26 protein-coding genes are annotated in these 26,103 nt (G+C 62.0%); 12 read left to right on the top strand and 14 right to left on the bottom strand.

The genetic code is table 11. The features are described 5' to 3' along the window. Positions 1-3: 3 nt before the first annotated feature. A complete protein-coding gene (gene hmgA, locus PSH94_RS05035) occupies positions 4-1,287 on the bottom strand; it encodes a homogentisate 1,2-dioxygenase (protein WP_305436671.1) in 1,284 nt (427 codons plus the stop codon). 120 nt (positions 1,288-1,407) lie between these two features. Between hmgA and PSH94_RS05030 the strand changes: the two genes are divergently transcribed. After that, positions 1,408-2,187, top strand: coding sequence for an IclR family transcriptional regulator (locus PSH94_RS05030; protein ID WP_181078407.1), 780 nt, complete (start codon positions 1,408-1,410; stop codon positions 2,185-2,187). Between the two features lies 1 nt (position 2,188). Here the strand turns inward: PSH94_RS05030 and dacB are convergent, their stop codons facing one another. The 7 genes from dacB to PSH94_RS04995 all read right to left on the bottom strand — a co-directional run bounded on the left by dacB (position 2,189) and on the right by PSH94_RS04995 (position 9,759). Further along, the gene (dacB, locus tag PSH94_RS05025; RefSeq protein ID WP_305436670.1) at positions 2,189-3,634 is read right to left on the bottom strand and encodes a D-alanyl-D-alanine carboxypeptidase/D-alanyl-D-alanine-endopeptidase; all 1,446 of its coding nucleotides are present in this window, start codon (positions 3,632-3,634) and stop codon (positions 2,189-2,191) included. A gap of 82 nt (positions 3,635-3,716) precedes the next feature. Further along, positions 3,717-6,137, bottom strand: coding sequence for a TonB-dependent receptor (locus PSH94_RS05020; RefSeq protein ID WP_305436669.1), 2,421 nt, complete (start codon positions 6,135-6,137; stop codon positions 3,717-3,719). 110 nt (positions 6,138-6,247) lie between these two features. Further along, complete coding sequence (locus PSH94_RS05015; protein WP_305436668.1) at positions 6,248-7,183, bottom strand: glutathione S-transferase family protein; 936 nt, start codon at positions 7,181-7,183, stop codon at positions 6,248-6,250. Between the two features lie 76 nt (positions 7,184-7,259). After that, the gene (locus PSH94_RS05010) at positions 7,260-7,535 is read right to left on the bottom strand and encodes a GIY-YIG nuclease family protein (RefSeq protein ID WP_181078415.1); all 276 of its coding nucleotides are present in this window, start codon (positions 7,533-7,535) and stop codon (positions 7,260-7,262) included. Between the two features lie 36 nt (positions 7,536-7,571). Then, positions 7,572-8,042, bottom strand: a complete 471-nt coding sequence (locus tag PSH94_RS05005) for a nuclear transport factor 2 family protein (protein ID WP_253510599.1) — start codon at positions 8,040-8,042, stop codon at positions 7,572-7,574. Between the two features lie 93 nt (positions 8,043-8,135). Further along, complete coding sequence (locus tag PSH94_RS05000; protein ID WP_181078419.1) at positions 8,136-8,771, bottom strand: response regulator transcription factor; 636 nt, start codon at positions 8,769-8,771, stop codon at positions 8,136-8,138. Positions 8,772-8,952: 181 nt separating this feature from the next. Further along, positions 8,953-9,759 (bottom strand): response regulator, encoded by an 807-nt coding sequence (locus tag PSH94_RS04995; protein ID WP_253510597.1) that lies wholly within the window; start codon positions 9,757-9,759, stop codon positions 8,953-8,955. 457 nt (positions 9,760-10,216) lie between these two features. On the opposite strand from PSH94_RS04995, the gene PSH94_RS04990 reads away from it, so the two are divergent. The 8 genes from PSH94_RS04990 to PSH94_RS04955 all read left to right on the top strand — a co-directional run bounded on the left by PSH94_RS04990 (position 10,217) and on the right by PSH94_RS04955 (position 17,939). Beyond that, the gene (locus PSH94_RS04990; protein ID WP_305436666.1) at positions 10,217-10,840 is read left to right on the top strand and encodes a DUF1120 domain-containing protein; all 624 of its coding nucleotides are present in this window, start codon (positions 10,217-10,219) and stop codon (positions 10,838-10,840) included. Positions 10,841-10,887: 47 nt separating this feature from the next. Beyond that, positions 10,888-11,505, top strand: a complete 618-nt coding sequence (locus tag PSH94_RS04985) for a DUF1120 domain-containing protein (protein WP_181078425.1) — start codon at positions 10,888-10,890, stop codon at positions 11,503-11,505. A gap of 37 nt (positions 11,506-11,542) precedes the next feature. Continuing rightward, positions 11,543-12,160, top strand: coding sequence for a DUF1120 domain-containing protein (locus PSH94_RS04980; RefSeq protein WP_305436665.1), 618 nt, complete (start codon positions 11,543-11,545; stop codon positions 12,158-12,160). Between the two features lie 132 nt (positions 12,161-12,292). Next, positions 12,293-12,874 (top strand): DUF1120 domain-containing protein, encoded by a 582-nt coding sequence (locus PSH94_RS04975; protein ID WP_305437714.1) that lies wholly within the window; start codon positions 12,293-12,295, stop codon positions 12,872-12,874. A gap of 31 nt (positions 12,875-12,905) precedes the next feature. Then, the gene (locus tag PSH94_RS04970; protein ID WP_181078431.1) at positions 12,906-13,598 is read left to right on the top strand and encodes a fimbria/pilus chaperone family protein; all 693 of its coding nucleotides are present in this window, start codon (positions 12,906-12,908) and stop codon (positions 13,596-13,598) included. A gap of 103 nt (positions 13,599-13,701) precedes the next feature. Then, the gene (locus PSH94_RS04965) at positions 13,702-16,122 is read left to right on the top strand and encodes a fimbria/pilus outer membrane usher protein (RefSeq protein WP_370694762.1); all 2,421 of its coding nucleotides are present in this window, start codon (positions 13,702-13,704) and stop codon (positions 16,120-16,122) included. 11 nt (positions 16,123-16,133) lie between these two features. Next, positions 16,134-17,273 carry a DUF1120 domain-containing protein gene (locus tag PSH94_RS04960; protein ID WP_266248030.1) on the top strand — a complete coding sequence of 380 codons (1,140 nt, stop codon included), beginning with the start codon at positions 16,134-16,136 and terminating at the stop codon, positions 17,271-17,273. Positions 17,274-17,291: 18 nt separating this feature from the next. Beyond that, the gene (locus tag PSH94_RS04955; RefSeq protein WP_181078437.1) at positions 17,292-17,939 is read left to right on the top strand and encodes a DUF1120 domain-containing protein; all 648 of its coding nucleotides are present in this window, start codon (positions 17,292-17,294) and stop codon (positions 17,937-17,939) included. Here PSH94_RS04955 and PSH94_RS04950 read toward each other — a convergent pair. Together PSH94_RS04950 and PSH94_RS04945 are read right to left on the bottom strand one after the other, a co-directional pair. Next, a complete protein-coding gene (locus PSH94_RS04950) occupies positions 17,936-19,201 on the bottom strand; it encodes a CynX/NimT family MFS transporter (RefSeq protein ID WP_285427814.1) in 1,266 nt (421 codons plus the stop codon). The two genes, PSH94_RS04955 and PSH94_RS04950, sit on opposite strands and share 4 nt — an antisense overlap. Next, on the bottom strand, positions 19,191-19,850 hold the full coding sequence (locus tag PSH94_RS04945; protein ID WP_305436660.1) for a FadR/GntR family transcriptional regulator: 660 nt from the start codon (positions 19,848-19,850) through the stop codon (positions 19,191-19,193). The genes PSH94_RS04950 and PSH94_RS04945 overlap by 11 nt, the downstream gene beginning before the upstream one ends. A 159-nt stretch (positions 19,851-20,009) precedes the next feature. Between PSH94_RS04945 and PSH94_RS04940 the strand changes: the two genes are divergently transcribed. Continuing rightward, positions 20,010-20,321 carry a type II toxin-antitoxin system MqsR family toxin gene (locus PSH94_RS04940; RefSeq protein WP_305436658.1) on the top strand — a complete coding sequence of 104 codons (312 nt, stop codon included), beginning with the start codon at positions 20,010-20,012 and terminating at the stop codon, positions 20,319-20,321. Further along, on the top strand, positions 20,318-20,800 hold the full coding sequence (locus tag PSH94_RS04935) for a type II toxin-antitoxin system MqsA family antitoxin (protein WP_305436657.1): 483 nt from the start codon (positions 20,318-20,320) through the stop codon (positions 20,798-20,800). Before PSH94_RS04940 ends, PSH94_RS04935 begins: the two co-directional genes overlap by 4 nt. Positions 20,801-20,849: 49 nt before the next feature. Here the strand turns inward: PSH94_RS04935 and PSH94_RS04930 are convergent, their stop codons facing one another. From PSH94_RS04930 to PSH94_RS04915, 4 genes are all read right to left on the bottom strand, one after another. Next, positions 20,850-21,614: an amino acid ABC transporter ATP-binding protein gene (locus PSH94_RS04930; protein WP_034096008.1), complete on the bottom strand. Its 765-nt coding sequence runs from the start codon at positions 21,612-21,614 to the stop codon at positions 20,850-20,852. An 11-nt stretch (positions 21,615-21,625) separates the two neighbouring features. Then, positions 21,626-22,723 (bottom strand): amino acid ABC transporter permease, encoded by a 1,098-nt coding sequence (locus PSH94_RS04925; RefSeq protein WP_181078446.1) that lies wholly within the window; start codon positions 22,721-22,723, stop codon positions 21,626-21,628. Between the two features lie 10 nt (positions 22,724-22,733). Continuing rightward, positions 22,734-23,915: an amino acid ABC transporter permease gene (locus PSH94_RS04920; protein WP_305436656.1), complete on the bottom strand. Its 1,182-nt coding sequence runs from the start codon at positions 23,913-23,915 to the stop codon at positions 22,734-22,736. 72 nt (positions 23,916-23,987) lie between these two features. Then, on the bottom strand, positions 23,988-25,019 hold the full coding sequence (locus PSH94_RS04915; RefSeq protein ID WP_034096005.1) for an amino acid ABC transporter substrate-binding protein: 1,032 nt from the start codon (positions 25,017-25,019) through the stop codon (positions 23,988-23,990). A 345-nt stretch (positions 25,020-25,364) separates the two neighbouring features. Here PSH94_RS04915 and PSH94_RS04910 point away from each other — a divergent pair, with 345 nt between their 5' ends. Beyond that, on the top strand, positions 25,365-26,021 hold the full coding sequence (locus PSH94_RS04910) for an alpha/beta hydrolase (RefSeq protein ID WP_181078451.1): 657 nt from the start codon (positions 25,365-25,367) through the stop codon (positions 26,019-26,021). Positions 26,022-26,103 lie beyond the last annotated feature (82 nt).

The following is a 26,103-nucleotide window of genomic DNA, read 5'->3' as shown; positions in this document are numbered from 1 at the left end:
GGGTTATCTCCGATTCGGGTTGAAGGTGACGGGCAGCGAGGCCCAGCACGCGTCGTAGGCAGGTTGCAGTTGCGGGCAGTCCAGGGCGAACCGGGTGGGACGCAGCACTTGGCTGGTCTCGAACATGAAGGCCATGGTGTTATCGATCTTGTGCGGCGCCAGTTCCACGTTGATGGCCTTGGTGCAGGTCTCGCCATCCGGGCCGTGGGCGCTCATGCAGCTGTGCAATGACGCACCGCCGGGCAGAAAGCCCTCGGCCTTGGCGTCGTAGGCGCCCTGGATCAAGCCCATGTATTCGTTCATCAGGTTGCGATGAAACCACGGCGGACGGAAGGTGTTCTCGGCCACCATCCAGCGCGGCGGGAAGATCACGAAGTCGAGGTTGGCCAGGCCGTGCACGCTGGTGGGCGAGGTCAACACGGTGAAGATCGACGGGTCCGGGTGATCGAAACTGACGGTGCCGATGGTGTTGAAGCGGCGCAGGTCGTATTTGTAGGGCACGTTGTTGCCGTGCCAGGCCACCACGTTCAGCGGTGAATGATCGAGTTCGCAGGCCCACAGTTCGCCGAGGAACTTCTGCACCAGGGTGGTCGGTTGCCGCAGGTCTTCGTAATGGGCGACGGGGCTGAGGAAGTCCCGCGGGTTGGCCAGGCCGTTGCTGCCGATGGGCCCCAGGTCCGGCAGGCGCAGCGGCGCGCCGTGGTTTTCGGCGATATAGCCGCGCACCTGGGCATCCAGCAGTTCGACCCGGAATTTAAGGCCGCGCGGCAGCACGACGATTTCCAGCGGCTCGACCTCAAGCACGCCCAGTTCAGTGACGAGGCGCAGGCGGCCGTGCTCGGGGACGATCAACCATTCGCCGTCGGCGTTGAAGAACACCCGCTCCATGGAGCGGTTGGCGCGGTAGTGATGAATGCTGATGCCTGAAGGTTTTTCCGACGCCGAGGTGGCGACCATGGCGACGAGCCCGTCGATAAAATCGGTCGGCTCGCTGGGCATATCCAGCGGGTTCCAGCGCAGCCGATTGGGTGTCACCGCGCCCAGCGGACCGCCGGCCAACTGCCGCTCCAGTTTGGCGAACGCCGGGTGATTGGCCGACGGCTGGATGCGGTACAACCAGGTTCGCCGGGCTTCGCTGCGGGCCATGGTGAACGCGGTGCCGGAGAACAGCTCGGTGTACAGGCCGTAGGGTGCTTTTTGCGGGGAGTTCTGGCCGACCGGCAAGGCGCCGGGCAGGGCTTCGCTGGCAAATTCATTGCCGAAGCCCGACAGGTATTCGAGGGTCATGGATCGTCCTCTGTGCGGAAGTTGTTTTTATCGTAATCCAGTTACGCATAACGTAATTTGATCGCTATCGAGCGTCAAGCTATAAAGACGCCCATTCATCTTTCGGAACCCCGCCTCTCCATGGAAAAGCCCCGCGACACCGGTAAACAGAAAGTCCGCTCGGCCGAAGTGGGCACCGATATTCTCAAGGCCCTGGCTGAGCTGTCGCCGGCCACTTCGCTGTCGCGCCTGGCCGAACATGTGCAGATGCCGGCGAGCAAGGTGCATCGCTACCTGCAAGCGTTGATCGCCTCGGGGTTCGCCGAACAAAACACCGCCACCAACCATTACGGCCTGGGCCGCGAAGCCTTGCGCGTGGGGCTGGCCGCACTGGGCAGCATGGACGTACTGAAAGTCGGTGCCCTGCCCCTGGCGGAACTGCGCGACCAACTGAATGAAACCTGCTTTCTGGCGGTATGGGGCAACCAGGGCGCGACGGTGGTGCAGATCGAGCCGGCGGTGCGCGCGGTGACGGTGGTGACGCAACTGGGCTCGGTGCTGCCGCTGCTCAGTTCATCCACCGGCCTGGTGTTCAGCGCGTTTCTGCCCTCGCGGGAAACCGTGGAGCTGCGCCAGCAGGAGATTGAGGCAGGCATCGCCCACGCCCTGGCGGACGACCAGGCCTACGCCATCACGTGCCAACAGATCCGCCAGCGTGGCCTGCATTTTGTGCATGGCTTGCTGATGCCGGGGGTGGACGCTTTGTCGGCGCCGGTGTTCAACGCCGTCGGCCAGGTGGCGGCGGTAATGACCGTGGTCGGCCCCACCTCGCTGTTCCACGCCGACGAAGACGGCCCGGCGGCCCGGCAATTGCTGGCGGCGACCCGGGCGGTGAGCTGGCGCATGGGCTATCAGCCCTGATTCAGTCCTGCCACTGAGCCAGGGCCCGGGCCACGCGGTTCTCCACGGCGCGCACCGGCGCGGCGTCGCTGAGGTAGTTGTTGCTGACCATCGAAAACACCAGGCGCCGGCCGTTGGCGTCGGTGATATAGCCACCTAACGACGACACACCGGCCATGGAACCGGTCTTGGCATGCAGGTTGTTCTGCGCCGCCGTCCCGCGCAGGCGATAGCGCAGGCTGCCACCGACCATGCGGTCCGGGTCGCCGGCAATCGGCAGGGCGGTGTACCAGGCGTCGAACCAGGGTTGCCGGGCGCTGGCCAGCAGCAGGTCGGTGAAAGTCTGAGATGACACCAGATTGCGCCGCGACAGGCCCGAACCGTCCACCTGGCTCAGGGCGGACGGGTCCAGGCCCTGACGTGTCATAAAGCCCGCCACCGCCGCCACGCCCGCCGCCGCAGTGCCGGCATCCGCGGTCTTGCGGCCCATGGCCTTGAGCAGGGCTTCGGACATGTTGTTGTTCGAGAGTTTAAGCAACGGCGTGATCAAGTCCTGCAACGGCGCCGACTGATGTTCGGCCAGCGTCGTCGCCGTCGCGGGCGTAGCGCCACCGATCACGCGCCGGCCCTGCACCTTGATGCCCTGCTGAGCCAGCGCCTGTTCAAACAGGTTCGCCACCAACTGGGTCGGTTCCCACACACTCACCCATTGCCGGCTCTGCTTGCCGGGCGCCAGCGCACCGCGAAGTTGCAGCAGGTTGGTGCCGTGCTGACGGGTGATGCCGTAATCGTTGCCGGGGCCGCTGACGGCGCGATTGCTCAGTTGCACGTAATCGGTGGCCGGGCTCACGGAGACGTTCACCGGCTGGCCGACTGCCACAGGTGCCTTGGCCGTGACGATCAGAGTGCCCGCATCGAAATCCGAGTCGGGCGACACTGTCAGCGCGGAAATCTGCGCGCCGTAGTAAGTGCTTTCGTCATCCTGGGCCCAGTCGACGCCCAGGCGCTCGGCGTCGAACCAGGTATCGTCGAACACCAGATCGCCCTGCACCTCGCGCACGCCCTGACTGGCCAGTTGCGCCGCGAGTGCCTGGTAATCGGCGAACTGCACGGTGGGGTCGCCCAGGCCGCGCAGATACATATTGCCCGCCAGCCGCTCGCCCTGGCGGCCGCCCGTGCTCAGCACCTGCGTGGAAAACCGGTAGTGCGGCCCCAGTACATCCATCGCCGCCGCCGTGGTCAGCAACTTGAGGTTGGAGGCCGGCACCAGACGCGTGCGCGCGTTGTGCTGGTAGAGGGTGGTGCCGCTGCGGGCGTCGCGCACCATCAACGAGACCGTTGCGCCGTTGAAGGCCGGATCGGCCAGCAGGTGGTCGAGGATGGCCGGGGTGGAGGTTGGCGAGACACTCGCACAACCGCCTATGAAAACGCTCAGGCACAGCAGGGGTAGCCATCGTCCAACATGCATCAGTGTGAAATTCCGCAAAATCTTCAGTGGCGGCAACGCTAACAGCTCCGCATGCCGGTGGCGAGCGGGCCTACCACCAGCCTTAGAACTCCAGTGTGCTGGACACCGACACCTGCCGCGCATCGCCCATGGACACGAAGAACCGGCTGGCCGCCGAGGTGTAGTACGTGCGGTCGAACAGGTTTTTCACGTTGAGCTGGAATTTGACCTTCTGCCCGTCGAGTTTCGTGTCGTAGGTGGCAAAGGCATCGGCCACGGTGTAGCCCGGCAAGGTGAAGTCATTGGCGGCATCGCCCGCGCGCTCGCCCACGTAGCGCGCACCCGCGCCCATGCGCAGTCGATCGCCGCCAAACAGGCTGCCAAAGTCATAGGCCAGCGCCAGCGAGCCGGTGTGTTTGGCGACGTTCTGCAGGCGGTTGCCTTCCAGGGTCGGGTCGTTGTCCTTGATGTCTTCGGCGTCGGTGTAGGCGTAGCTGCCGATCACGCTCCATTGGTCGCTCAACTGGCCGGTGGCGTCCAGTTCAAGGCCACGGGAACGCACCTGGCCGGCGATGCTGTAGATCGTGTTCGCGCCGGAACCCACCGAGACCAGCACATTGCGCTTGTCGATGGTGAACAACGCCGCGCTGGCGGTGATGCGCCCGGGAATGTCGAGCTTGGCTCCCAGTTCCCAGGACTTGGCCTGCTCAGGCGTCAGATCGCCGGTCAAGGTGCTGCCATCGGCCAGGGCGGCGATGGTGGAGTTGGGTTTGAACGACTCGGTGTAACTGCCATAGAACGACAGTTCATCGGTATAGCGGTACACCAGCCCGGCACGCGGCACCCAGGCCTGGCCCTTGCCGTCGGTATTGGCTTTGAACGGCACGCCCTTGCCGGCGTACTGGTCATACATCTGGTAGCGCGCGCCGGCTACGAAAATCCACTGGTCGGTCAGGTGAATCGCATCCTGGAAAAACAGCGAATCGCTGCGCAGCAGGTCGGTCTGGGCACTGTCGGCGGCACTGACGCTGGTGCCTGCCACTTCGTTGCCGTACACCGGATTGTTGTAGTTGAACGGGCCGCGCGAGGCCTGGCGAATCAGGTCGGCGCGGTAGATCTTGCGGTATTCGTCATCCAGGCCGAACACCAAGTCATGTTGCATGCCCAGTACGTTGACCTTGCCTTCCAGGCTGGCAGTGCTGAAACGGTCGGTGGTGAGTGCGCCCTGGGTGCCGTCCATTCTGCGCGTCAGGCTGCCATTGGCGTTCACGGCACTGACGCGTACCTGGCTGGCGTCGTAGGTTTCGCGGTTCCAGCTGTAGCCGAAGTGGGCTTTCCAATCGTCGTTCAGATCGTGGTCGGCTTCGAAGCGGTACAGGTCGGAGCGGCCTTCCATGTTGTTGAACGGCTCATCCAGGCGGCGGGTCGCCGGAATATCCAACGGATGGTTGGTCTTGGGATCGATGGCCGTGCCCCGGTCGAACGGCGAGAGAAATTCACGGTGCTCATAAGCGAACAGCAGTTGAGTGGAGTCGCCGTACCAGGCCAGGGACGGCGCCACCAGCGATTCGCGATGGGTGCCGAAGTTGCGCCAGTAGTCTTCGTCTTCATGGTCGACGATCAGCCGATACGCCAGGCCCGAATCCCCCAGGGGCCCGGTGGTGTCGAGGTTGCCGCCACTGCCGTTCTTGCCGTCGCCGAAGGTAGAGCCGCGCACCGTCAGCGCGGTGAACGGCGTCAATTCCGGCTTTTTGCTCACGATATTCACCACGCCGCCCGGATCCTGGATGCCGTACAGCAGCGACGACGGGCCTTTGAGCACTTCAACCCGCTCGGCCGTGGCGTTCAGCGCACGGCCCTGCACCACCGGCATGCCGTCGCGCATGATCGAACCGTTACGGTTGTCGCCGAAGCCGCGCAGCATCACCGCGTCCTGGGTGCTGGCCAGGGTGTTGGCCTGGGTGATGCCGCTGACATTGGCCAGGGCGTCGTCCAGGTTGCGCGGGGTCTGGTCACGCAGCACCTGGGCCGGCACCACGTTGACGGTTTGCGGGGTTTCCAGCAGCAGGCCGTGGGAACGCATCACCGAGCTGGTGGGTGGCGGCTGGTAGCTGCTGCTGTCTTCGACCTGGCCGATGCCGCTGATGGTGGTGGCGCCCAGGTTGAGCGCGCCGTCGGTGGGCACCGGTTCGAGGGCCAGAGTGCGGGCGTCGATCTGGCGGAAGGTCATGCCGGTGTTGCTCAACAGCCGTTGCAGGGCCTGGGTCGCGCTCATCTGCCCGCGCACCGCCGGCGCACTGAGCCCGTAGGGCGCTTCATCGGTGTAGATCACGCTGATCCCGGTGACCCGGCTGAAATCGCTGAGGGCCTGGGGCAGCGGTTTGGCCGCCAGAGCAAAGTTAAAGGCCGTGCTTTGCTGCTCCTGCGCCCGCGCCACGCTCAACGGCAGCAAGGCCACGCCTGACACCGCCAGTACCGAAGCCCCCAGCCACTGTTTTACCCAACCGCCCGCCATCGACTTCATGCTGTGAGAACCCGTGTAGAAAACGCTGTTAATGCGAATTGATCGCAGTTTCAAGCACTACACGGATGGGCCGGCGGTTTACCTCATCGGTTCTGGATAAATAATTTCAGTCAGTGCGCCTGGATACGGAAACCAAAGCGTGGGAAATGCACATGCACGGTGCCGGCGCGCTCGTCGGTGCGGCGCAGGATCAGCTCCTCGCGCCCGGCGAACAACAGCTCGCCGGCCACCGGGTCGACGCCGTAGTCAGTGGCGCTGATGCTCACCGCCTGGCCGGCGTGAAAGCCGTTCAGGTCCTCAAACGCCTCGTCCGGCAGCGGTGCCGGTGCAGCGTTGCGCGCAATCTCCAAGGCCTGGTCGGCGGTCATCTGGCTGGGCGTGCCGTGGCCGAACCCGAGCACACGTCCCAGCCACGCGCACACCGCCGGGTAGGCATCCACCAGCGGCGCCGTCACCGGCGTGGCCTTTAAAAACCACAGCGAATGAGCCAGGGCGAAATCGGCAATCGACGGTTGGCCAAATAGAAAGTCCCCCGCCTCGCACTGCAACTGCTGCTCCAGGCGCGTCATGATCGCCGGCCATTGATGCTTGGCCACCTCGGCACTGAGCTTGCTCGCCGAACCGCCGCTGAACAGCGCGGCGCGGTCGGCCATAAAGGCTTTGATCGCTTCCGGCGGCAACTTGCCAAAGCGCACCGCCACCGATTCCGGCTGGAACACCAGGCTCACGGCGTGGGCAAAGACGACGCTGTCGGCCCAGGTGGCGAAGGTCTGGGTGATCATTTCCTGGCCGAGAGGGAACAGCGCCGGCGCGGACTTTTCCTGCTCCAGGCGCCGGGCGATCAACGCGGTGTCGCAATAGATATCGGCGCCGATCTGCAGCACCGGGGTCTTGCGGTAGCCGCCGGTCAGCGCGGTGAGGTCCGGCTTGGGCATCACCGGCGAAATCAGCACGGACTGCCAGGACAGCCCCTTGAAGCCCAGCAACAACCGGGCTTTTTCCGCAAAGGGGGACGTGGGGTAGTGATGAAGAATGAGCTCAGACATGCCGCGGTCCATTTAACCAGTTGAACCGCCAGCTTAGCGCGCAATGTGCAGCGATGCCGTGATGAGCATTCATCAGTCAGATCAATGAACCACTCGCCGCCAGGCATTCCTTGGCGCTCTTCTTCAGTCGCTTGATCAAGCGCTCCTGGCGCAGCGCTTCGCCCTTGCTCGCACACTGCTCGGTGTACACCAGCGCCACGGCCGGGCTGGACAGGAAAAACCGCGCGCCCTTGCCGCTCTGGTGCATCGCGAAGCGGCGCTGCGGGTCATTGCTGATGCCGCAATACAGCGCGCCATTGGCGGCGCGCACCAGGTAGACGAACCAGGGTTTGGTTTGAACGGGATCAGTCACGGGCAACGTCAATCAACCGGGGAAGCGCCAAGCTTATCAACGACCGGCCTGGAATGCCTTCAAGCCTTTGCGCGCCTGGGCGCGCACGGCGTTCTTGACCAGCGGCGTCCAGCCCAGCAACAAGCCCTTGGTACCCAACGCCTGGCGCGACCAGCGCCACAGGTCGAAGCTGTCGTGGTGCGCGCAGATCCTGCCGTCGCGAAACACGAACCGCGCCTGGATATCGTTGACCACTGTGTTGCCGGTGGCGCTGAACAGATACGTCGCGACCCAATGCGCGCTACCGCGGGCGTCATCGCTGCGCACACTGTCGAACGTCAACGAGAAATCCTGGGCGCGCGAAGTGAGCATGCGCCACATGTCGCCGGCGTCACGCCCGCGCAATTCGCCGAAAACCGGGTCGCTGAAGACCACGTCGTCGGTGTAACAGGCGCTCATGGCGTCGGCGTCCAGGCGCTGGAACGCGCGGTAGAACTCAGTGATCAGGGCGTTATGGGCGTCACTCATGGGCAGGCTTCCGTTGGCGGCGAAAAAGATAGCCGCACGATAAGCCGCCTGCGCCGCCAAGGCTACTGGCATTCACCCGCCCGATAGCGTGTCTTACGGCACCATGCCGCAACTGCGGGCATAAGCGAACAGGTCCACGTCCGTGGAAATGCACAACCGGTTCATGGCCGTGCACTTCTGCTTGCTGATGGTGGACACACTGCGGTTGACCCGCGCCGCGATCTGGCTGACGGTCATGCCGCTGGCCAGCATGCGCACCACTTCGCGCTCCTTGCCGGACAGCTGTGGTTGCTGTGATTGGTCGCCCGGCCCCGCCTCCACCAGTTGGTTGCGCAAACACTCACTGACAAAGGTCTGGCCGGCCCCCACCGCCCTGATCGCCAGCGGCAGCTCCTTGGCCGAGGCACTTTTGGCGACAATGGCCTGGGCGCCATGGGCAAACGAAGCGCGCAGGGTGGCGACATTGGCGAACATGGTCACCAGAATCACCGGCAACGTCGGGTACTGGCGGTGCAGCAGGCCAAGCAGGCCGTAGCCATCGGCCTGCTGGTCGCCCGGCATGGCGAAATCGGTAACAAGCATATCGCAAGGCATGGTGCTTAACAGTTTGAGCAATTCATCGGGGCCATTGGCCTCACCCACCACTTCGCACCTGCCTGCCGCCTCGATCACCACCCGCTGTCCGATGCGAACAATGGGGTGATCGTCAGCAATAATTACTCGAAGCATAAGTACCCACGGATGATGGCGACCTGAATCCGCGCAAAATAACCCTGCGGGCGATCCTCAACAACCGGCAACTTCGAGTCTGTCCAAGCATCGCCCAATGTTTGGTAGCTCATAACATTTAACCTACAAAACACCAGGAAAGCTCTTACATACTCGAAACACATTAAAGTCATTCAAATCATCACAACACACTCAAGTAAGTGAGATACGCCGTTAAATCCCGCATAAAAACATCCAAATGTACGCAACTGAGCAACATCCCTTGGGTGCGTATCTCGTGGATCAGCGCGATTCCCCTGGCCTCCAGTTCAGTCCCGCCAAGAAAAGCCAGGCTGCCCACCAGGCGATGCAGGCACTGCTCGGTCAGCGCGGCATCCAGGATCATTCGGGCATGCGCCAGGGCCGAGCTGTCCGCACGCGCTTCAACGAGCAGGCCGGCGAGCATCTGGTCGACCACCTGCCCGCTGCCGAACATCTGGATCAGATCGGCGCGGGTCGGCCATGTCGACGCCCGGGTTGCCGGCGCGCCGGGCCGCTGCACATGAATCGGACCAGGCAGCCAGCGCGACAGCAACTCGTGCAACTGGGCGAGGGTCAGTGGCTTGAGCAGCCAGGCGTCCATGCCGGCGTCGCGGCACCGTTGCGGATCGTCGTGCAACAGGTTGCCGGTCAAGGCGATGATCGGGACTCGCCCATGCCCCAAGGCCTGCTCATGTCGGCGAATGGCGCGGGCCATGGCGTAGCCGTCCATCACCGGCATCTGGCAGTCACTGATCACCAGGTCGAAGCGCTTGCGCGCAACGGCAACCAAGGCGCTGCGCCCATCCGCGACCAATGTGTGGGTAAGCCCGAGCTTGTGTAGAAACCAGCCCATCATGGCTCTGTAGGTTGAATGGTCCTCTGCCACCAGCACGCGCAAGTGCCGCCAATGCGCAGGTGGGGAAGCAAGGCGTTGCAGTTCCCGCGAAGCGACATCGCTCGAAAGCACGCTCGCATACCTCATGGTTGCTTTCGTTTTTCCAGTGCCCTGTGGATCGGGACGAACGATTGTGATCCCGCGGGCACTGACGCGACAGTCAAAGAGGCGCACTGTGCAGCGGTTACATGACACATACATGACCATCGTCGCCTGAACAGAAATAGCCTCGATCAACCGCAGCCGACATACGAAAACTACGAAAAGGCAGTTTTTCCTACACGTGCGATTACTTCTTCTGACACTGATTCGGCTGTAACGTCACCTCCAATTCTTTGTCGTAAAAGTTGTATATCCCCGACCACCCTGCACCGCTAAATTCCGCACCACCCCGTTAGAGGGTGACGATCCGCCACTTCGACAGGCGGTTATAAAACCAGACCGGACACACCGCCCGACAGTGCCAGCACTTGATGCTGAGTCATCGGCGCGTGTGCGCCTGTCAGCCACACACCGGAACAGCATCGACATGAACAAGCATTTGGTTGCGCTCGGCAACGCACTACTCTTCACCGCCTCCCTGCCAGTGCTGGCGGCAAGCACCACGGAGCTGACCGTCACCGGGGTGATCACGCCCAGCGCCTGCACGCCGACGCTCCCAGGCGCGGTCGACTACGGAAAAATCTCCGTGAAGGACCTCCAGGCGGACCGCTATACCGAACTTGAACGGCGCACCCTTCAGCTGAGCGTGAACTGCGACGCCGCCACGCTGTTCGCGATCAGCCCTATCGACAATCGTGCAGGCTCAGCAATCCACAGTTTTGCGTTTGGCCTGGGCCTGATTAACGAGAACCAAAAGCTGGGCCGTTATCACTTGACCTTCGGCAATCCCGCCGCGGACACCCCTTCCACGCTACTGACCAGAGACGAGGTGAACAACCGCTGGTACCGCCTCTTTGACGATGATGCCGTCAGGCCAAACGATCTGGTCGCGCTGGGCAGCCTGACCGACAGCGGCTGGATACCCCACCCTTTGCAGAACGCAACGATGGACATCACCCTTCACACCGCCATCGCGGCAACCAACACCTTGACACTGACCAGTGAAGTCGCGCTGGACGGTTCCGCGACTATGGAAGTGAAGTACCTGTAGCGCCGAGCTCCGCCCCAAGATGACACCTGACAAAGGGCTATTTGCACATGCACACTTTTGCCTCCCGCCTCATATTTACGTTGCTGTTGGCCCCGCCTGCATTCGCGGCCAGTTCCATGGACCTGGCCGTACGGGGCTCTATCACCCCCAACGCCTGCGAACCGCTGATCGGCGGTGAAGGTACGATCGACTACGGAAAAATGTCGTTCGCCACCCTCAACCCCGACCACCACACCGCGTTGCCTGCGCAAACGATGCCAATCAGCGTGCGGTGCGAAGGCCCGACGTTCTTCACCCTCACCACCATCGACAATCGTGCCGGCACCTCCGCCAATCACGAGCATTGGCACGGGCTTGGCCTCACGCCTGATGGAGAAAAAATCGGAGGCGCCGCGTTTCATCTTCATAACGCCGTGGCCGACGGTGCGCCGGCCCACCTGATCGTTTCCTGGGATGGCGGCATGAGCTGGGCGCCGGACAACGTCCTCAGTAGCGCCACCCTGACGGCGATTTCAGCCAGCAACACAGACCTTGTGCCCGCTGCCGTCAAGGATTTGGATGCCGACATCGGGGTGCTTACCCACCTCGTCCCTACCGATCGCATAACGCTGACCGATGAAGTCCCGCTCGACGGTTACGCCACCGTGCAATTGAGCTACCTCTAAGCGCCCCCCAAGATAGAAGTGAAAGGAACTCAGCCCCATGAAAAAGCCCCTCATCGCCCTTGCCACCAGCTTGCTGATCAGCAGTCCCGCAGCCTTCGCCGCCTCAACCGTGGACCTTACGGTCAGAGGCTTGATCATTCCGAGCGCCTGTACCCCGAGCCTGTCGAGCAACGGGGTGATCGACCACGGCAAGATCTCCGCCAAGGACCTGAACACCGATAATCCGACCCTCATCGGCACACACAACCTCACCCTCGCGGTGTCCTGCGATGCAGCCATTCCTTTTGCATTGCATTCGATCGACAACCGGGCCGGCTCATCGATCATGTCTTCCGACTATGGGCTGGGCCTGATCAACGGCGACCAAAAGCTCGGCTGGTTCTCGCTGACGCTGAGCAATCCGGTCGCCGACGGTACAGCGGTACAACCCATTGCGTCGTTCAACGGCCAGGATAATTGGTACAGCGAAAGAATCTGGGATGCCGGTCTGTACATGTCGGTTGCCAGCATGGATGACCCCACTCAACCGGTGCCGGTCCAGGAACTGGTGGCGCAACTGCAGGTGCAAACTACCATCGCCCGCACCGACGGGCTGGACCTGAGCAACGAGGTGACCCTCGATGGCTCCGCCACCCTTGAAGTGAAGTATCTGTAACGCCGTGGACGTACATGCCTTGCAGCCACTGACGGGCAGGACGTTTTCCCGTATCGGCCATACTCACCTCTGCCAGCGGCCCAACCGATGAACACGCTTTTTCGTATCCTGACGGTGCCGCTGGTGCTGGCGATGGCCACCACGACCCTCGCCGCTTCATCGGTAGACCTCACAGTGACCGGCCGATTGACGCCAGACGCCTGTCAAGTGGAACTGTCCGAGGAGGGCAGCGTCGATCACGGGAAAATCCCGGCCCACACGCTTAACGCCAATGAGTTCACCGTGCTGCCCAGCCGTTGGCTGGCGTTGAGCGTGCACTGCAGCCGACCGATGCTGTTTGCGCTGGTGGGTGTCGACAACCGTGCAGAGTCCTCGCTGGCGCCCGACTATTTCTATGGCCTGGGAAGAAATATTCATGCCCCCGCAGAATTGCTGGGCTCCGTGGCGTTGTCCTACCGCGACCCGGTGGGTGATGCACAACCCTTGCAAGTACTGGCCTCAAGCGACAGCGGTGAAACCTGGACACAGGAATCCAATGCCTACCCACGTACCTACATGGGTTTCGCCTTGCCAGGGGACCGTCAACCCGATTTCTTCAGCCAGTTGGCCACCCAGTTGCGGATCGACACGTCGATCAACCTGTCCCGGTACCTGAGCCTGGATCAGGAGATACCGCTTGACGGTTCCATCGTGCTGGATCTGCGCTATCTCTAACCCCCATGTTGCCCCAATGGAAACCTGCGTCATGACGACAACCTTGTTGAAAATCGCGGCACTGGCCTTGCTGATCAGTACACAGGCACTGGCCGACGGTATGGTCCCGGAGACATCCGTAGTGATCGTTAATGAAGCGGATGGGGAGGCCGCCGTTTCGGTCACCAACACCGACAGCCAACTGGCACTGCTGCACGTCACCCTGGAAGATATTCCCGAGGACACCGAGCCGTTGCTGGTGCTGACCCCGCCGCTGTCGCGGGTGGAAGCCTCTGCATCGCAGTTGGTGCGCTTCATTCTGCAAAACCGGCAACCGTTGCAGACCCAACGTCTGAAAAGGGTGATTTTCGAAGGCATGCCGCAAGGCCGCCCCGCCACCGAAGCCGGCCATGCGCGAGTCGGGGTGACGGTACGGCAAAACCTGCCCGTCATCATTCACCCCAAGGGGCTTGCTCCCAATCGCACTCCGTGGACCGGGCTGACCTGGTCGCTCAAAGGAGGCTCCTTGCAGGTGCGCAATGACACCCCGTACGTGGTGCGACTGGCTCAGGAGCTGCGCCTGCTGCCCGGCGATGGCAAGGCCATGTTGCCACGCACCTATGTGCTGCCGGGGGAAACCCTTAGTGTGCCGGCAACAGGCGGCGCGGCCAGCAAGGTACGCCTGCAGCCGGCGACGGTGTATGGCTTTGCCGTTTCCGCCTACGAAGCGCCTATCACCTTCTGAAAAAACCAGGCGCCACCGCGCCTGCACAACGAAGTGACGGCTCAAGGACCGTCACCGGGACACCCAGGTATCCCTTACTCGAGTGCATTTCGTGAAAACAGTATTGAGTTACCGTGACGGCGAAGCCGTGCCCAATGCGCCCACCCGACTGACCTTAGCGGCGACGCTGTTGGCGTGCGCCTTGTGGCCCGCCAGGGTGTGGGCCGATGAACGCCCTGAGTTCGATGCCAAGACCTTGCTCCAGCGCGGCATTGACCCGCAACTGGCCAGCCTGCTGCTGGACTCACCGCGTTTCGCCGCCGGCCGCCACGCCGTTACCCTGCGCGTCAATGGCCAGCGCCGTGGCCGAGTGGAAGTCAGTTTCGACCAACAGGGCACCCTGTGTTTTGACCACGCGTTGCTGGAGGCCGCCAACCTGGTGAACCCAGGCGACGGCGAGCGCTGTAACGACTTTCTCGCCCGGTACCCGCAAAGCCTGGTGGAGCCGGACCCGGCCACGCTCACGGTTTCGCTGGTGGTGCCGACCGAGGCTCTGCGTCCGCTGCGGCAGGACGTCTCCGGGTATCAAACCGGTGGCTTCGCGGGTTTGCTCAATTACGATCTCACCGGTTTTTACAATCGTCTGGGCGATGATGCCAGCCGCTTCGGCTCGGCCAATACCGAGGTGGGCTTCAATGCCGGTGACTGGATCGTGCGCAGCCGCCAGGTGAAAACCTGGCAGGACGGGCTAACGCGCAGCACCCACCTGGAGGCCTATGCCCAACGCACCTTCGCCAGCCATCAGGCGGTGGTGCAGGCCGGGCAGATCAACCTTTACAACCCGGTACTGGCGGGTGCGCAGATCACCGGGGTACAGGTGCTCACGGAGCAGGCGCTTCAGGAGCAGGGCCAGGGCGCGACCATCAACGGCATCGCCGACAGTCCGGCGCAGGTCGAGGTTCGCCAGAACGGCGCATTGATTCATTCCACGGTAGTCCCCGCCGGGCCGTTTTCGCTGACCGACGTGCGACGCTTGAACACGCGCTCGGACGTCGAAGTCACGGTCAAGGAAAGCAGCGGCGGCGAGCGGCGTTTTACCGTGCCGGCGGCCATGCTCGGCCTCGGTCTGCCCGCCCCCGGCTATTCGGTGGCGGCCGGACGCGTGCGCACTATCGGGGATGCCCGAAGTGACAACCCGTGGGTTGTCAGTGCTGGCTGGACGGGCGCCGTGCACCCGCAATTGACCCTCGGCAGCGGCGTGCTCACGACCAGCGACTACAGTGCCGTCGGACTGAGCCTGGGCTGGCTGCCGTGGCTGGACGGCCAGATCCAGCTCTCCAGCCAGGTCGCCGACGCCCGCGCCGGGAACAGCGCACGCGGCGTGCAAACCGACCTCGCCTGGTCGCAGCGGCTCAATGAACAATGGTCGTTCAGCGCCGCCAACTCCTGGCGTACGGCCGGCTATCGCGAGCTGGAAGAAACCACATACGGGGCTGAAACCAGTCAACAACGGCGCTCGCGCTATCGCGATCAACAAAGCCTTACCTTGGGCTGGGCCCATGCGTGGCTGGGGGCTTTCAGTGTCGGCGCTTCGCGTTCAAGCAGCTTTGATGGCAACAGCAGCAGCCGGGGGCTGGCATCGTGGGGCACCAGCGTCGGCGGGGTATCGCTGTCGGCCAGTGCCGAGTGGCAGATGGGTGGGCGCCAGCAGCAGGACAACGCGGTCTACCTGAACGTCAGCGTACCGCTAGGCGCAAGCCGCCGGGTTCGCGGCTGGGTGCGCAACTCAGACGGCGAACAGCGCACAGGGTTGGGCCTGAACGAACAGGTCAACGATCAATTTGGCTATCGGCTCAGCGCCGAGCACGACACCCGTGACCAGCAGGTGGAAACCACACTGGGCGTCTCAGCCCTGCCGCGCTACAGCCAACTGGACTTCAGCTACAGCCGCTCTGACGCCGAGCGATCGAGCTACCAGGGCGGCGCGCGCGGCGGCGCAGTGCTGCATGGCGGCGGGGTCACGTTGTCGCCGTATCCAGTGCGCGACACCTTCGCCGTGGTCTCGGTGGGCGACATGAGCGGCATCAAGCTCAACACCCCCAGCGGCCCGGTCTGGACCGACTGGCAAGGCCAGGCGGTGGTGCCCCAGGTCAGCGCTTACGGCCGCAGCCCGGTCGAAGTCCACACCCGCTCGCTGCCGCGTAATGCCGATATCAATAACGGCCTGGCGATGATCTCCGCCGGACGCGGCGCCGTGGACCGGGTTGAATTTGGGGTGTCGCTGACCCGCCGGGTACTGCTGACCGTCAGTGACGATCGGGGCGCCCCGCTGCCGCGAGGCGCCACCGTCAGCACGGCCACCGGCGAGTTCGTCACGCTGGTCCAGGACGCCAGTCAGGTATTCCTGCCCAACGTACTGGATCAAACCACGCTGTGGGTCACCACCAGCGCCAACAAGCGCTGCGAATTACGCTTCAACCTGCCGGAAAAAGGTGATCCATCGGTGTATTTCGAAACCGCATCCGCGCGCTGCCACACGCCTTGAGGAAAACCGACATGCCGCTTGAAAACCGCTTGCGACACCTGAGCGCCTGGTTGCTGATCGGTGCCTTGGGCACCGCCCAGGCCCAGGACGACTGCCAACTGACCATCAGCGAACCGTTACTGGACTTCGGCCTGATGAACCGCACGGCGCAAAAAGATAGTGCACCCCAGCGGTGGCTTGGCGAACGCCGGTTGAGCGTGCACTTCAATTGCCCGCAACCGACCGATATGAGCCTGTTCTATCGCGCGCTGGCGGCAGGCTCGCAACGCCTGCGATTTACCGAACATGGCAGTTATGAAATACAGGCTGGGGATGGCGTGCTGGATGGCCAGGCCGTCGAGTTGGGATTGCTGCCCGCCAACGGTCAACCCCCCGTGCTCAATGGCGCAGTATTGAACTGGCGGGCTGACCACGGCATCGCTCCGGTACAAAACGGCTCGGTATTAACGGGCAGACGCTTTTCACTGCAGTTGACTGTCGGCGCCTGGGCCGATGTCGGCGCCACCCATGTTCGAGACGCCACCACTTGGGAGGCCTATGGGACATTTCACAATGGCCGCAGCGGCTACTCCCAGGAACTCACATTGCGTGCCCACTTCACCCCCGTCGCCTGCCGTCCGCTGCTGTCCAACGATGGCTTGGTGGATTACGGCACCTTGCTGGTCAAGGATCTGAACGCGACCAGCGAAACGCCACTGCCTACTCGCACCTTGCAGCTGTCCATCAGCTGTGACGCGCCGGCACGTTTCGCCCTGCGTATGCACGACAACCGCCAGGGCTCCGCCACCGGTGGCACCGACGAGACCGCCTACGGCCTGGACCTGGATAACAGCCAGAACAAGATCGGCCGTTTTTACCTGACTATCGATCCGGCGGAATTCACCGCCGACGCGTTCGCCAGGCTCTATCGCACCGACTCCACCAGCGGTGGCGCGGCCTGGAGCAGTTCCAGTTCACGACAAATCCCCATGGCCGCCAACAGCATCATGGGTTTTACCGACAGCACCGGGAGCACACTCGGCCCGGTGGCGATCCAGAATCTGTCCGGCACCGTTCGCATCAAGACCTATCTTGCGCCGACCCAATCCCTGGACCTGCGCAACGTGGTGTACATCAACGGCTCCGGCACCCTCGAAATCATCTACCTGTAATCCCCTGGAGTGCACATTATGAAGATGCGTCGCATCGCAGTTTCCTTCCTGCTGCTGACCAGCGCCCAGTACAGTCTGGCCGCGTCCACGGTGGACCTTAGCGTCAATGGTGCGATAACGCCCACCGCATGCACACCCCGGCTTTCAAGCGCAGGCGTGATCGACTACGGCAGGATTTCCCAGCAGGATTTGAATATCGACAGGGGCACGCGCCTGGCGGCCAGGCATCTGCAAGTCAGCTTGTATTGTAACGGCGCGAGCCGCTTCGCCCTGCGCATGCGTGACAACCGTGACGGCACGGCCATGGTCAACAGTGAGATTTACTACGGGTTGGGGCTCGACAACAGCGGCAATCGCATTGGCCTGTATTCCATGACATTCGATCCGCGCCAAAGCCTGGTCGACAGTGCAACGCAGGTCTACGGCACCGAATCCACCACCGGCGGCGTGGCGTGGCGTACCGCCAACTTGAATCCCATCGATATCGGGGCCAACAGCTATCTGGGGTTCACCGACATCGAAGGCAGCACCAGCGGGCCATCGGCAATTCAGGAGCTGATCAGCACGGTCAAGGTCGACGCCGTGATCAATGCCAGACAGAACCTGGACCTGAGCCAGGACGTGCGACTCGACGGCTCGGCAACCCTGGAGGTGGTGTACCTCTAGCGCGCTTCGGTGCTCACTTGCACATAGCGGGCACGGCCGGCGCCCAGCCCGGCGATGGTCGCCCCCAGGCCAAGCACGGCGAAGATCCAGCCCACGGCCGTCCAGCCGCCGGTCCAGTCGTGCACCAGGCCGACCGCCAATGGGCCGAGGGACGCCAGGGTGTAGCCGATGCCCTGGGCCATGCCTGACAGGTTCGCCGCCACATGGGCGTCGCGCGAACGCAGCACGATCAGGGTCAGCGCCAGACTGAAGGTGCCGCCCTGCCCCAGGCCCAGCAGGATCGCCCAGCCCCATAGCCCGTCGAGCGGCGCATACAGGCAACCGAACAGGCCGCCCAGGGTCAGCAGCATCACCACCACAATGGCCAGGCGCTGGTCCTTGCCACGCGTGGCCAGCCACGGCGCGGCCAGGGAGCTGGCCAGTTGCACGAGCACCGAGCCGGACAGCACCAACCCCGCCTCGGTCGCGCTGAGGCCACGGCCGATCAGGATCGACGGCAACCAGCCGAACACGATATAGGCCAGCGACGATTGCAGGCCCATGTAGAGGGTGACTTGCCAGGCCAACGGGTCCGCCAGCAGCCCCCGCACCCGATAAGCGGCCTGATGAGCACCGTGTTTCTGGCCGGTCTGAGGCAGCCAGAACAGCGCCGCCACCACGGCCGGTACCATCCAGAAGCCCAGGCCGATGCTCCAACGGTCGCCAAAGTAATGACTCAACGGCACCGTGGCACCCGCCGCCAGCGCCGCGCCCAGGCACAGCGCCATGGTGTAGACGCCGGTCATGGCGCCGGCCTGCCTGGCAAAGTCGCGCTTAACGATCCCCGGCAGCAGCACGCCGATGATGCCGATACTCGCCCCGGCGATCAGGCTGCCCACAAACAGCCCGGTTTCACCGAACGAGCTGCGCAGAACGATCCCCGTCGCGAGCATCAACAGAATCCCCAGCACCACCCGCTCGGCACCGAAACGCCGCGCCAGGATCGGCGCCAATGGCGCAAAAAGGCCCAGGCACAGCACCGGCAAGGTCGTCAGCAGACCGGCCTTGGCCGCCGACAACCCCAGGCTGGCGGACACGTCGCTGAGCAACGGTGCCATGCTCGACAAGGCCGGGCGCAGGTTCAGCGCCACCAGGATCAGCCCCAGCAGTAGCAGCCACGGGCGTTGGACCACGGGGTGACTGTGCTGTACCTGGTCGTCATCGGCCTCGGCGTCGATCAACAGTTCTTCGAGTTCGTTTGTGCGTCGGGTTTCAAGGTTCATTGATCAACTGCCGGCAGAGGGATTGGGCGCGTTCCGGGTCCTGGTGTTCCACGGCGTCGAGCAGGGCGGTGTGCAGATCGAATACCGCCTGACGACGCGGTGAGGTGTTCAAGGTCTGGCGCAACTGGGCGGCGACGACGCTGGAAAAGTACTGGTACAGCTCGCTCAACGCAGGGTTGTGGGCGGCGTCCACCAAGCGTTTATGGAACACCAGGTCGGCGCTGATGTAGGCCTCCAGGTCACCCTGGTACAGCTCGCCGCTGGCCTTGAGCGCCGCACGCACCTGTTCGAGGTCCTGCTCGGTACGGCGCAGCGCCGCCAGGCCGATGGCTTCCACTTCCAGAATCCGCCGCGTTTCCTGTGCCTGCTCCAACGTGCAATGGGACAGCGCGCGCATCGTGCCCAACGGGTCGGTCATTGAACGCAGGTAACTGCCGTCACCCTGGCGGACCTCGATCAACCCCGAAAACGCCAGAACGCGCATGGCCTCGCGCACGGTATTGCGGCTGATGCCGAGTTCAGCGCATAGCTCGGGTTCGGTGGGCAGGCGTTCGCCGATGGCCCATTTGCCTTCGCTGATGCGCCAGCGCAATTGCTCAAGGGCCTGGTCCACCAGGGAGTGTTTGATCAACGGGGCGATGTCTGTCATGGGTTGCGTGATTTCGTCCAATCATAGGATGAATTTTCCCACAGCCTATTCAGAGTTGCCTACGAACGCAACGCACTAGGGTTCTTAGGGAGGAAAATGAGCAGTATTTTCCATTGGTAAAATTACCCTTAGAGGGTAATTATTGGGCTCAGGTGTCTTATGGAAAAGTACACACCTCATCACGACTTGGCGGTGATAAAGGCGGATGTCAGGCGACTTGGGGAAAAGGCATTTACCTCAACGGCGAAGATCACGGGGAGGACACTCGGCTTTGAGATCCATGAAATGCAAGAGGTCGGTTTTCAATTGCAAACCAGGATGTTGTACAAATCGATGACTACCTATGCAGACCATAAGGTCTGGCAGGACGTGTACCACATCAGTTCACACGGCATGGAGATTTACATAAAGGTCACTTACGGCTCAGGTGGTAACCCACCGGTAATCTCCTTCAAGGAGTGCAGCTCATGAAAACTCAACAGTGCTTTATATGCGGTACGCCCGAAGGCATGACTCGGTTCGAGGGCCGTAGCGAGACCATTAGCGTCAAAGGGATGGAGCGTCGTGTCGATGACCTTTCTGGCTGGGAATGCCATGCCTGCGGCGACGGCATGTATGATCCGGACAGTGCGGAGCATCACGCAAAAGCTGGTGATGAACTCGTCCAGGCTGCGCGGACAATGATCGGTAACGAGATGAAACGTATCCGTCGCAAGCTGCACCTTACCCAAAAAGAAACCGTGCAGCTGTTATCCGGAGGCGGTCACAACGCTTTTTCACGGTATGAGCGCGGTGAGCTTCTGCCACCGAAGCCACTGGTTCTGTTGATGCGATTACTCGACCGTTACCCTCATTTGCTCGCCGACGCCAAGGTATTGGCCGAAGGCGCTGACCTGCGGGGCTTCACTCATACCGTGAACACAGGGCAGAAGGCACTGAAGGCCTGCTGAACAGAAAAAATAAACCCGGCCAGGCCGGGTTTATTGTTTCAAGCATCGATCAATGCAGAATCTGGCTCAAGAACAACTTGGTCCGATCATTCTGCGGGTTGTCGAAGAAGTCATTCGGTGCCGCTTGCTCAACGATCTCGCCCTTGTCCATGAAGATCACGCGGTTGGCCACGGTGCGGGCAAAGCCCATCTCGTGGGTCACGCACAACATGGTCATGCCGTCTTCGGCCAGGCCGATCATGGTGTCCAGCACCTCTTTCACCATTTCCGGGTCGAGTGCCGAAGTCGGCTCATCGAACAGCATGATTTTCGGCTTCATGCACAAGGCACGGGCAATCGCCACACGCTGTTGCTGGCCGCCGGACAACTGCCCCGGAAACTTGTGGGCCTGCTCCGGGATGCGCACGCGCTCCAGGTAGTGCATGGCAATTTCTTCGGCCTTGCGCTTGGGCATCTTGCGCACCCACATCGGCGCCAGCGTGCAATTCTGCAGGATGGTCAGGTGCGGGAACAGGTTGAAGTGCTGGAACACCATGCCGACTTCACGGCGGATCGCTTCGATCTGCTTGAGGTCGTTGGTCAGCTCAACGCCATCGACCACGATGCGGCCCTGCTGATGCTCTTCCAAGCGGTTGAGGCAGCGGATGGTGGTGGACTTGCCCGAACCCGACGGGCCGCACAGCACGATACGCTCGCCCTGCTTGACGTTCAGGTTGATGTCTTTCAACACGTGGAACTGGCCGTACCACTTGTTGACGCCCTGCATCTGGATAATGCCTTCAGGGCCCACAGGCTGTTTGATTGCTTCGCTCATCAAAAGAACTCCTAACGCTTGTGGCCTGTGTCGAGCTTGCGTTCCAGATGCATGGAATAGCGCGACATACCAAAACAGAAAATCCAGAACACCAGGGCGGCGAACACGTAGCCTTCGGTGGCCATGCCCAGCCATTTGGGGTCGGCGGCGGCTTGCTTGACGCTGTTGAGCAGGTCGAACAGGCCGATGATGATCACCAGGCTGGTGTCCTTGAACAGCGCGATGAAGGTGTTGACGATCCCTGGGATCACCAGCTTCAGCGCTTGCGGCAGGATCACCAGGCCCATGCTGCGCCAGTAACCCAGGCCCATCGCCGCGGCAGCTTCGTACTGCCCTTTAGGGATGGCCTGCAAGCCGCCGCGCACCACTTCGGCGACGTAGGCCGACTGGAACAGGATCACACCGATCAGCGCCCGCAGCAGCTTGTCAAAGTTCATGCCTTCGGGCAGGAACAACGGCAGCATTACCGAGGACATAAACAGTACGGTGATCAGCGGCACGCCGCGCCAGAACTCGATGAACGTCACGCAGACCACACGAATCGCCGGCATGTTGGAACGTCGCCCCAAGGCCAACACGATGCCCAGCGGCAGGGCGCCGGCGATACCGACGGTGGCGATCACCAGGGTCAACATCAGGCCGCCCCATTGGCTGGTGGCCACGGTGGCCAGGCCAAACACACCGCCATGCAGCAGGAAGAAGGCGATGATCGGGTACAGCACCAGGAAGCTCAGCCCGTAGATCGCCTTGCGCGGGAAGCGCGAGATGAACAACGGTGCCACGCCGACGATGGCCAGCCACACGGTCAGGTCCACGCGCCAGCGCAGGTCGCCGGGGTAGTAGCCGTACATGAACTGCCCGAAGCGCTGTTGGATGAACACCCAGCAGGCGCCCTCCTTGGTGCAGTCGGCGCGGGTAGTGCCGACCCAGTTGGCATCCAGGATGGCCCAATGCAGGATCGGCGGCACCACCAGGTACACCAGGTAGATCGACAGCAAGGTCAGCAGGGTGTTGAGCCAACTGGAAAACAGGTTGGCGCGCATCCATGCCATCGGCCCGAAGACTTTGCTCGGCGGCGGCATATCAGGTTTGAAAGTATGCGAACTCATGTGCGTTTCCTCACCGCTCGATCAGCGCAATGCGCTTGTTGTACCAGTTCATCAGCAGAGAAATGCTGATGCTGATCGCCAGGTACACGCTCATGGTGATGGCAATGACTTCGATCGCCTGGCCGGTCTGGTTAAGCACCGTGCCGGCAAACAGCGAAACCATTTCCGGGTAACCGATACCGGCGGCCAACGACGAGTTCTTCGCCAGGTTGAGGTATTGGCTGGTCAGCGGCGGAATAATCACCCGCAGCGCCTGCGGGATGATGACCTTGCGCAGCGTGGGACCGTTGCGCAGGCCCAGGGAGCGAGCGGCTTCGGTCTGGCCGTGGCTGACGGACTTGATGCCCGAGCGCACGATCTCGGCGATAAACGCCGCCGTGTACACCGTCAACGCCAGGGTCAATGCCAGCAGTTCGGGGATCAATACCCAGCCGCCGACGAAGTTGAAGCCCTGCAGCTTGGGCATTTCCCAATGCAGCGGTGCGCCGAAGATCAACGCGCACAGCGTCGGGATCAGCACGAACAGCGCCAGGCCCGCCCAGAATTTATGGAACGGAACGCCCGTGGCTTCAAAGCGCTTGTTGGCCCAGCGCGCCATCAGCACGATTGCCACGATGGCCAGCACCATGCTCGCCACGAACGGCCAGAAACCATCAGCGGCGAGCGCTGCCGGCATATTCAGACCACGGCTGCTGACAAAGAAGGTGTCGCCGAAATTATGGCTGTTACGCGGCCCTGGCATGGTCAGGAACACCGCGAAGTACCAGAACAGGATCTGCAACAGCGGCGGAATGTTGCGGAAGATTTCCACGTACACCGTCGCCAGCTTGTTGATCATCCAGTTCGACGACAAGCGTGCCACGCCGACGATAAAGCCGAGCAGGGTCGCCAGGATCACGCCGATGAACGTCACCAGCAAGGTGTTGAGCAAGCCGATCACAAACACCCGGGCATAGCTGTCCGATTCGGTGTAGTCGATCAAATGCTGCGCGATGCCGAAGCCGGCACTGCGTTCAAGAAAGTCGAAACCCGAGGTGATGCCCCGGTGCTGAAGGTTGGTCTGGGTATTGTTGAAGAGGTACCAGCCCAGCGAGACCACCGCCACAATCGTGATGATCTGGAAGAGCCACGCACGCACTTTGGGGTCGCTGAAGCTGAGCTTCTGCTTGGGTGCGCCGATTTGATTTTGCATGAAGTGCCCCGGAAAGAATGGAACAGAACATCACCCGGCGGTTGGCCCACCGGGTGACAGAACCATCAGCGATCAGCGCACAGGCGGTGCGTATTGAATGCCGCCGTTGTTCCACAGTGCGTTCAGGCCACGGTCGATTTCCAGCGGGGTGCTCTTGCCCAGGTTGCGCTCGAACACTTCACCGTAGTTACCCACTTGCTTGACGATTTGTACGACCCAGTCCTTCTTCACTTTCAGGTCTTTGCCGTATTCGCCGTCCGCGCCGAGCAGGCGGGCCACGTCCGGGTTCTTGGTGGACTTGGCTTCAGCTTCGACGTTTTTCGAGGTGATACCGGCTTCTTCAGCGTTGAGCATGGCGTAGCCTACCCAGCGCACGATGGCCAGCCACTCGTCGTCGCCGTTACGCACGACCGGGCCCAGCGGCTCCTTGGAGATGGTTTCCGGCAATACGACATAGTCCTTCGGCGAGGCCAGCTTGCTGCGCTGGGCGAACAGTTGGGACTTGTCGGAGGTCAGCACGTCGCAACGCCCGGATTCCAGCGACTTGGCGCTTTCGTCGGAGGTGTCGAAGGTGATCGGGGTGTATTTCAGACCGTTGCCACGGAAGTAGTCGGAAACGTTCAGTTCGGTGGTGGTACCGGCCTGGATGCAGATGGTTGCACCGTCCAGTTCCTTGGCGCTTTTTACGCCCAGCTTGTTGTTAACCAGAAAGCCGATGCCGTCGTAGTAGGTAATGAAACCTGGAAATTTCAGGCCCATGCCGGCGTCGCGGGAGCTGGTCATGGTGGTGTTACGGGACAGAATGTCGACTTCGCCCGATTGCAGCGCGGTGAAACGCTCCTTGGCATTCAACTGGCTGAATTTGACCTTGGTCGCGTCGCCGAATACGGCAGCCGCCACAGCGCGGCACACGTCAGCGTCGATCCCCAGGATCTTGCCGCTGGCATCCGGTACCGAGAAACCCGGCAAGCCGTCACTCACGCCACATTGCACAAAGCCTTTCTTCTGCACGGCGTCCAGGGTAGCGCCAGCTTGGGCGAAACCGCTGACACCCAATACAGCGGCCGCGCAAACGATGGCCAGGGTGGATTTCAAAACCTTCATTCAAACCTCCAGTTGCTCTTGTTGTGTCGGAGCTCGAACCCCACCGCACCCTTTTGAGGCGACCTTGACCCGTGTTGGCTTTTTTTGGGGTCAAACAGTAAGAGGCTGTCGCTGTAAGTCCAGTTGCTATCCCGAAAGCGGCAGTCACTGATAGTGTTACCGTCACGGAAGAGACCTGACATCGACATGTGCATAGCAAGCGCCGTACCAGAGTGAGGACGGAGTTGCTTCAACCTATGGTCAAGCACTAAAGAGTCAAACTTGCGACATTTTCGTAACAGATAAACCTACTACGCACCGTTGCGACGCACCCTATCGGAGCGCACGCACATTTTTGGAGCAGACATGACCGAACCCTTGATTCTTGAGCCCGCCAAGGCAGCTGACGCCTGCGTAATCTGGTTGCATGGCCTGGGGGCCGATCGATATGACTTCTTGCCTGTAGCCGAACTCCTACAGAAAAATCTAACGTCGACCCGTTTCGTTTTACCCCAGGCCCCAACCCGCCCGGTGACGATCAATGGCGGCTATGAGATGCCCAGCTGGTACGACATAAAGGCCATGAGCCCGGCCAGGTCCATCAGCCTGGAAGAGCTGGAAAGCTCGGCAAAAACCGTTATGGATTTGATCGAAGCGCAAAAAAGAACCGGGATAGACGCTTCGCGGATTTTCCTCGCGGGGTTTTCCCAGGGTGGCGCCGTGGTCTATCACACGGCTTTCCTTAAATGGCAGGGGCCCCTGGGTGGCGTGATTGCCCTCTCCACTTACGCGCCGACTTTCGATGACGCACTGGAGCTGTCGGCCAGCCAGCAGCGCATTCCCACCCTGTGCCTGCACGGCCAGCACGACAACGTGGTGCAAAACGTCATGGGCCGCACAGCAATGGAGTACTTGAAGCACCATGGTGTCACCGTGACATGGCGGGAATACCCAATGGGCCACGAAGTGTTACCCCAGGAGATCAGCGAGATTGGCACGTGGCTGAGCGAACGCCTGCGCTGAAAGCCTGGCGTTATGTAGCCGTATGACAGACGCACTACGCCGCGCCCGTTTCTTGCATTACACTGGCCGGCGTATATTCCTT

Origin of the sequence: Pseudomonas sp. FP2254 (assembly GCF_030687695.1) — a bacterium.
Taxonomy (GTDB): domain Bacteria; phylum Pseudomonadota; class Gammaproteobacteria; order Pseudomonadales; family Pseudomonadaceae; genus Aquipseudomonas; species Aquipseudomonas quebecensis.
The sequence above is the reverse complement of the archived record's forward strand: the minus strand, read 5'-3'. Positions and strand labels throughout refer to the sequence as shown.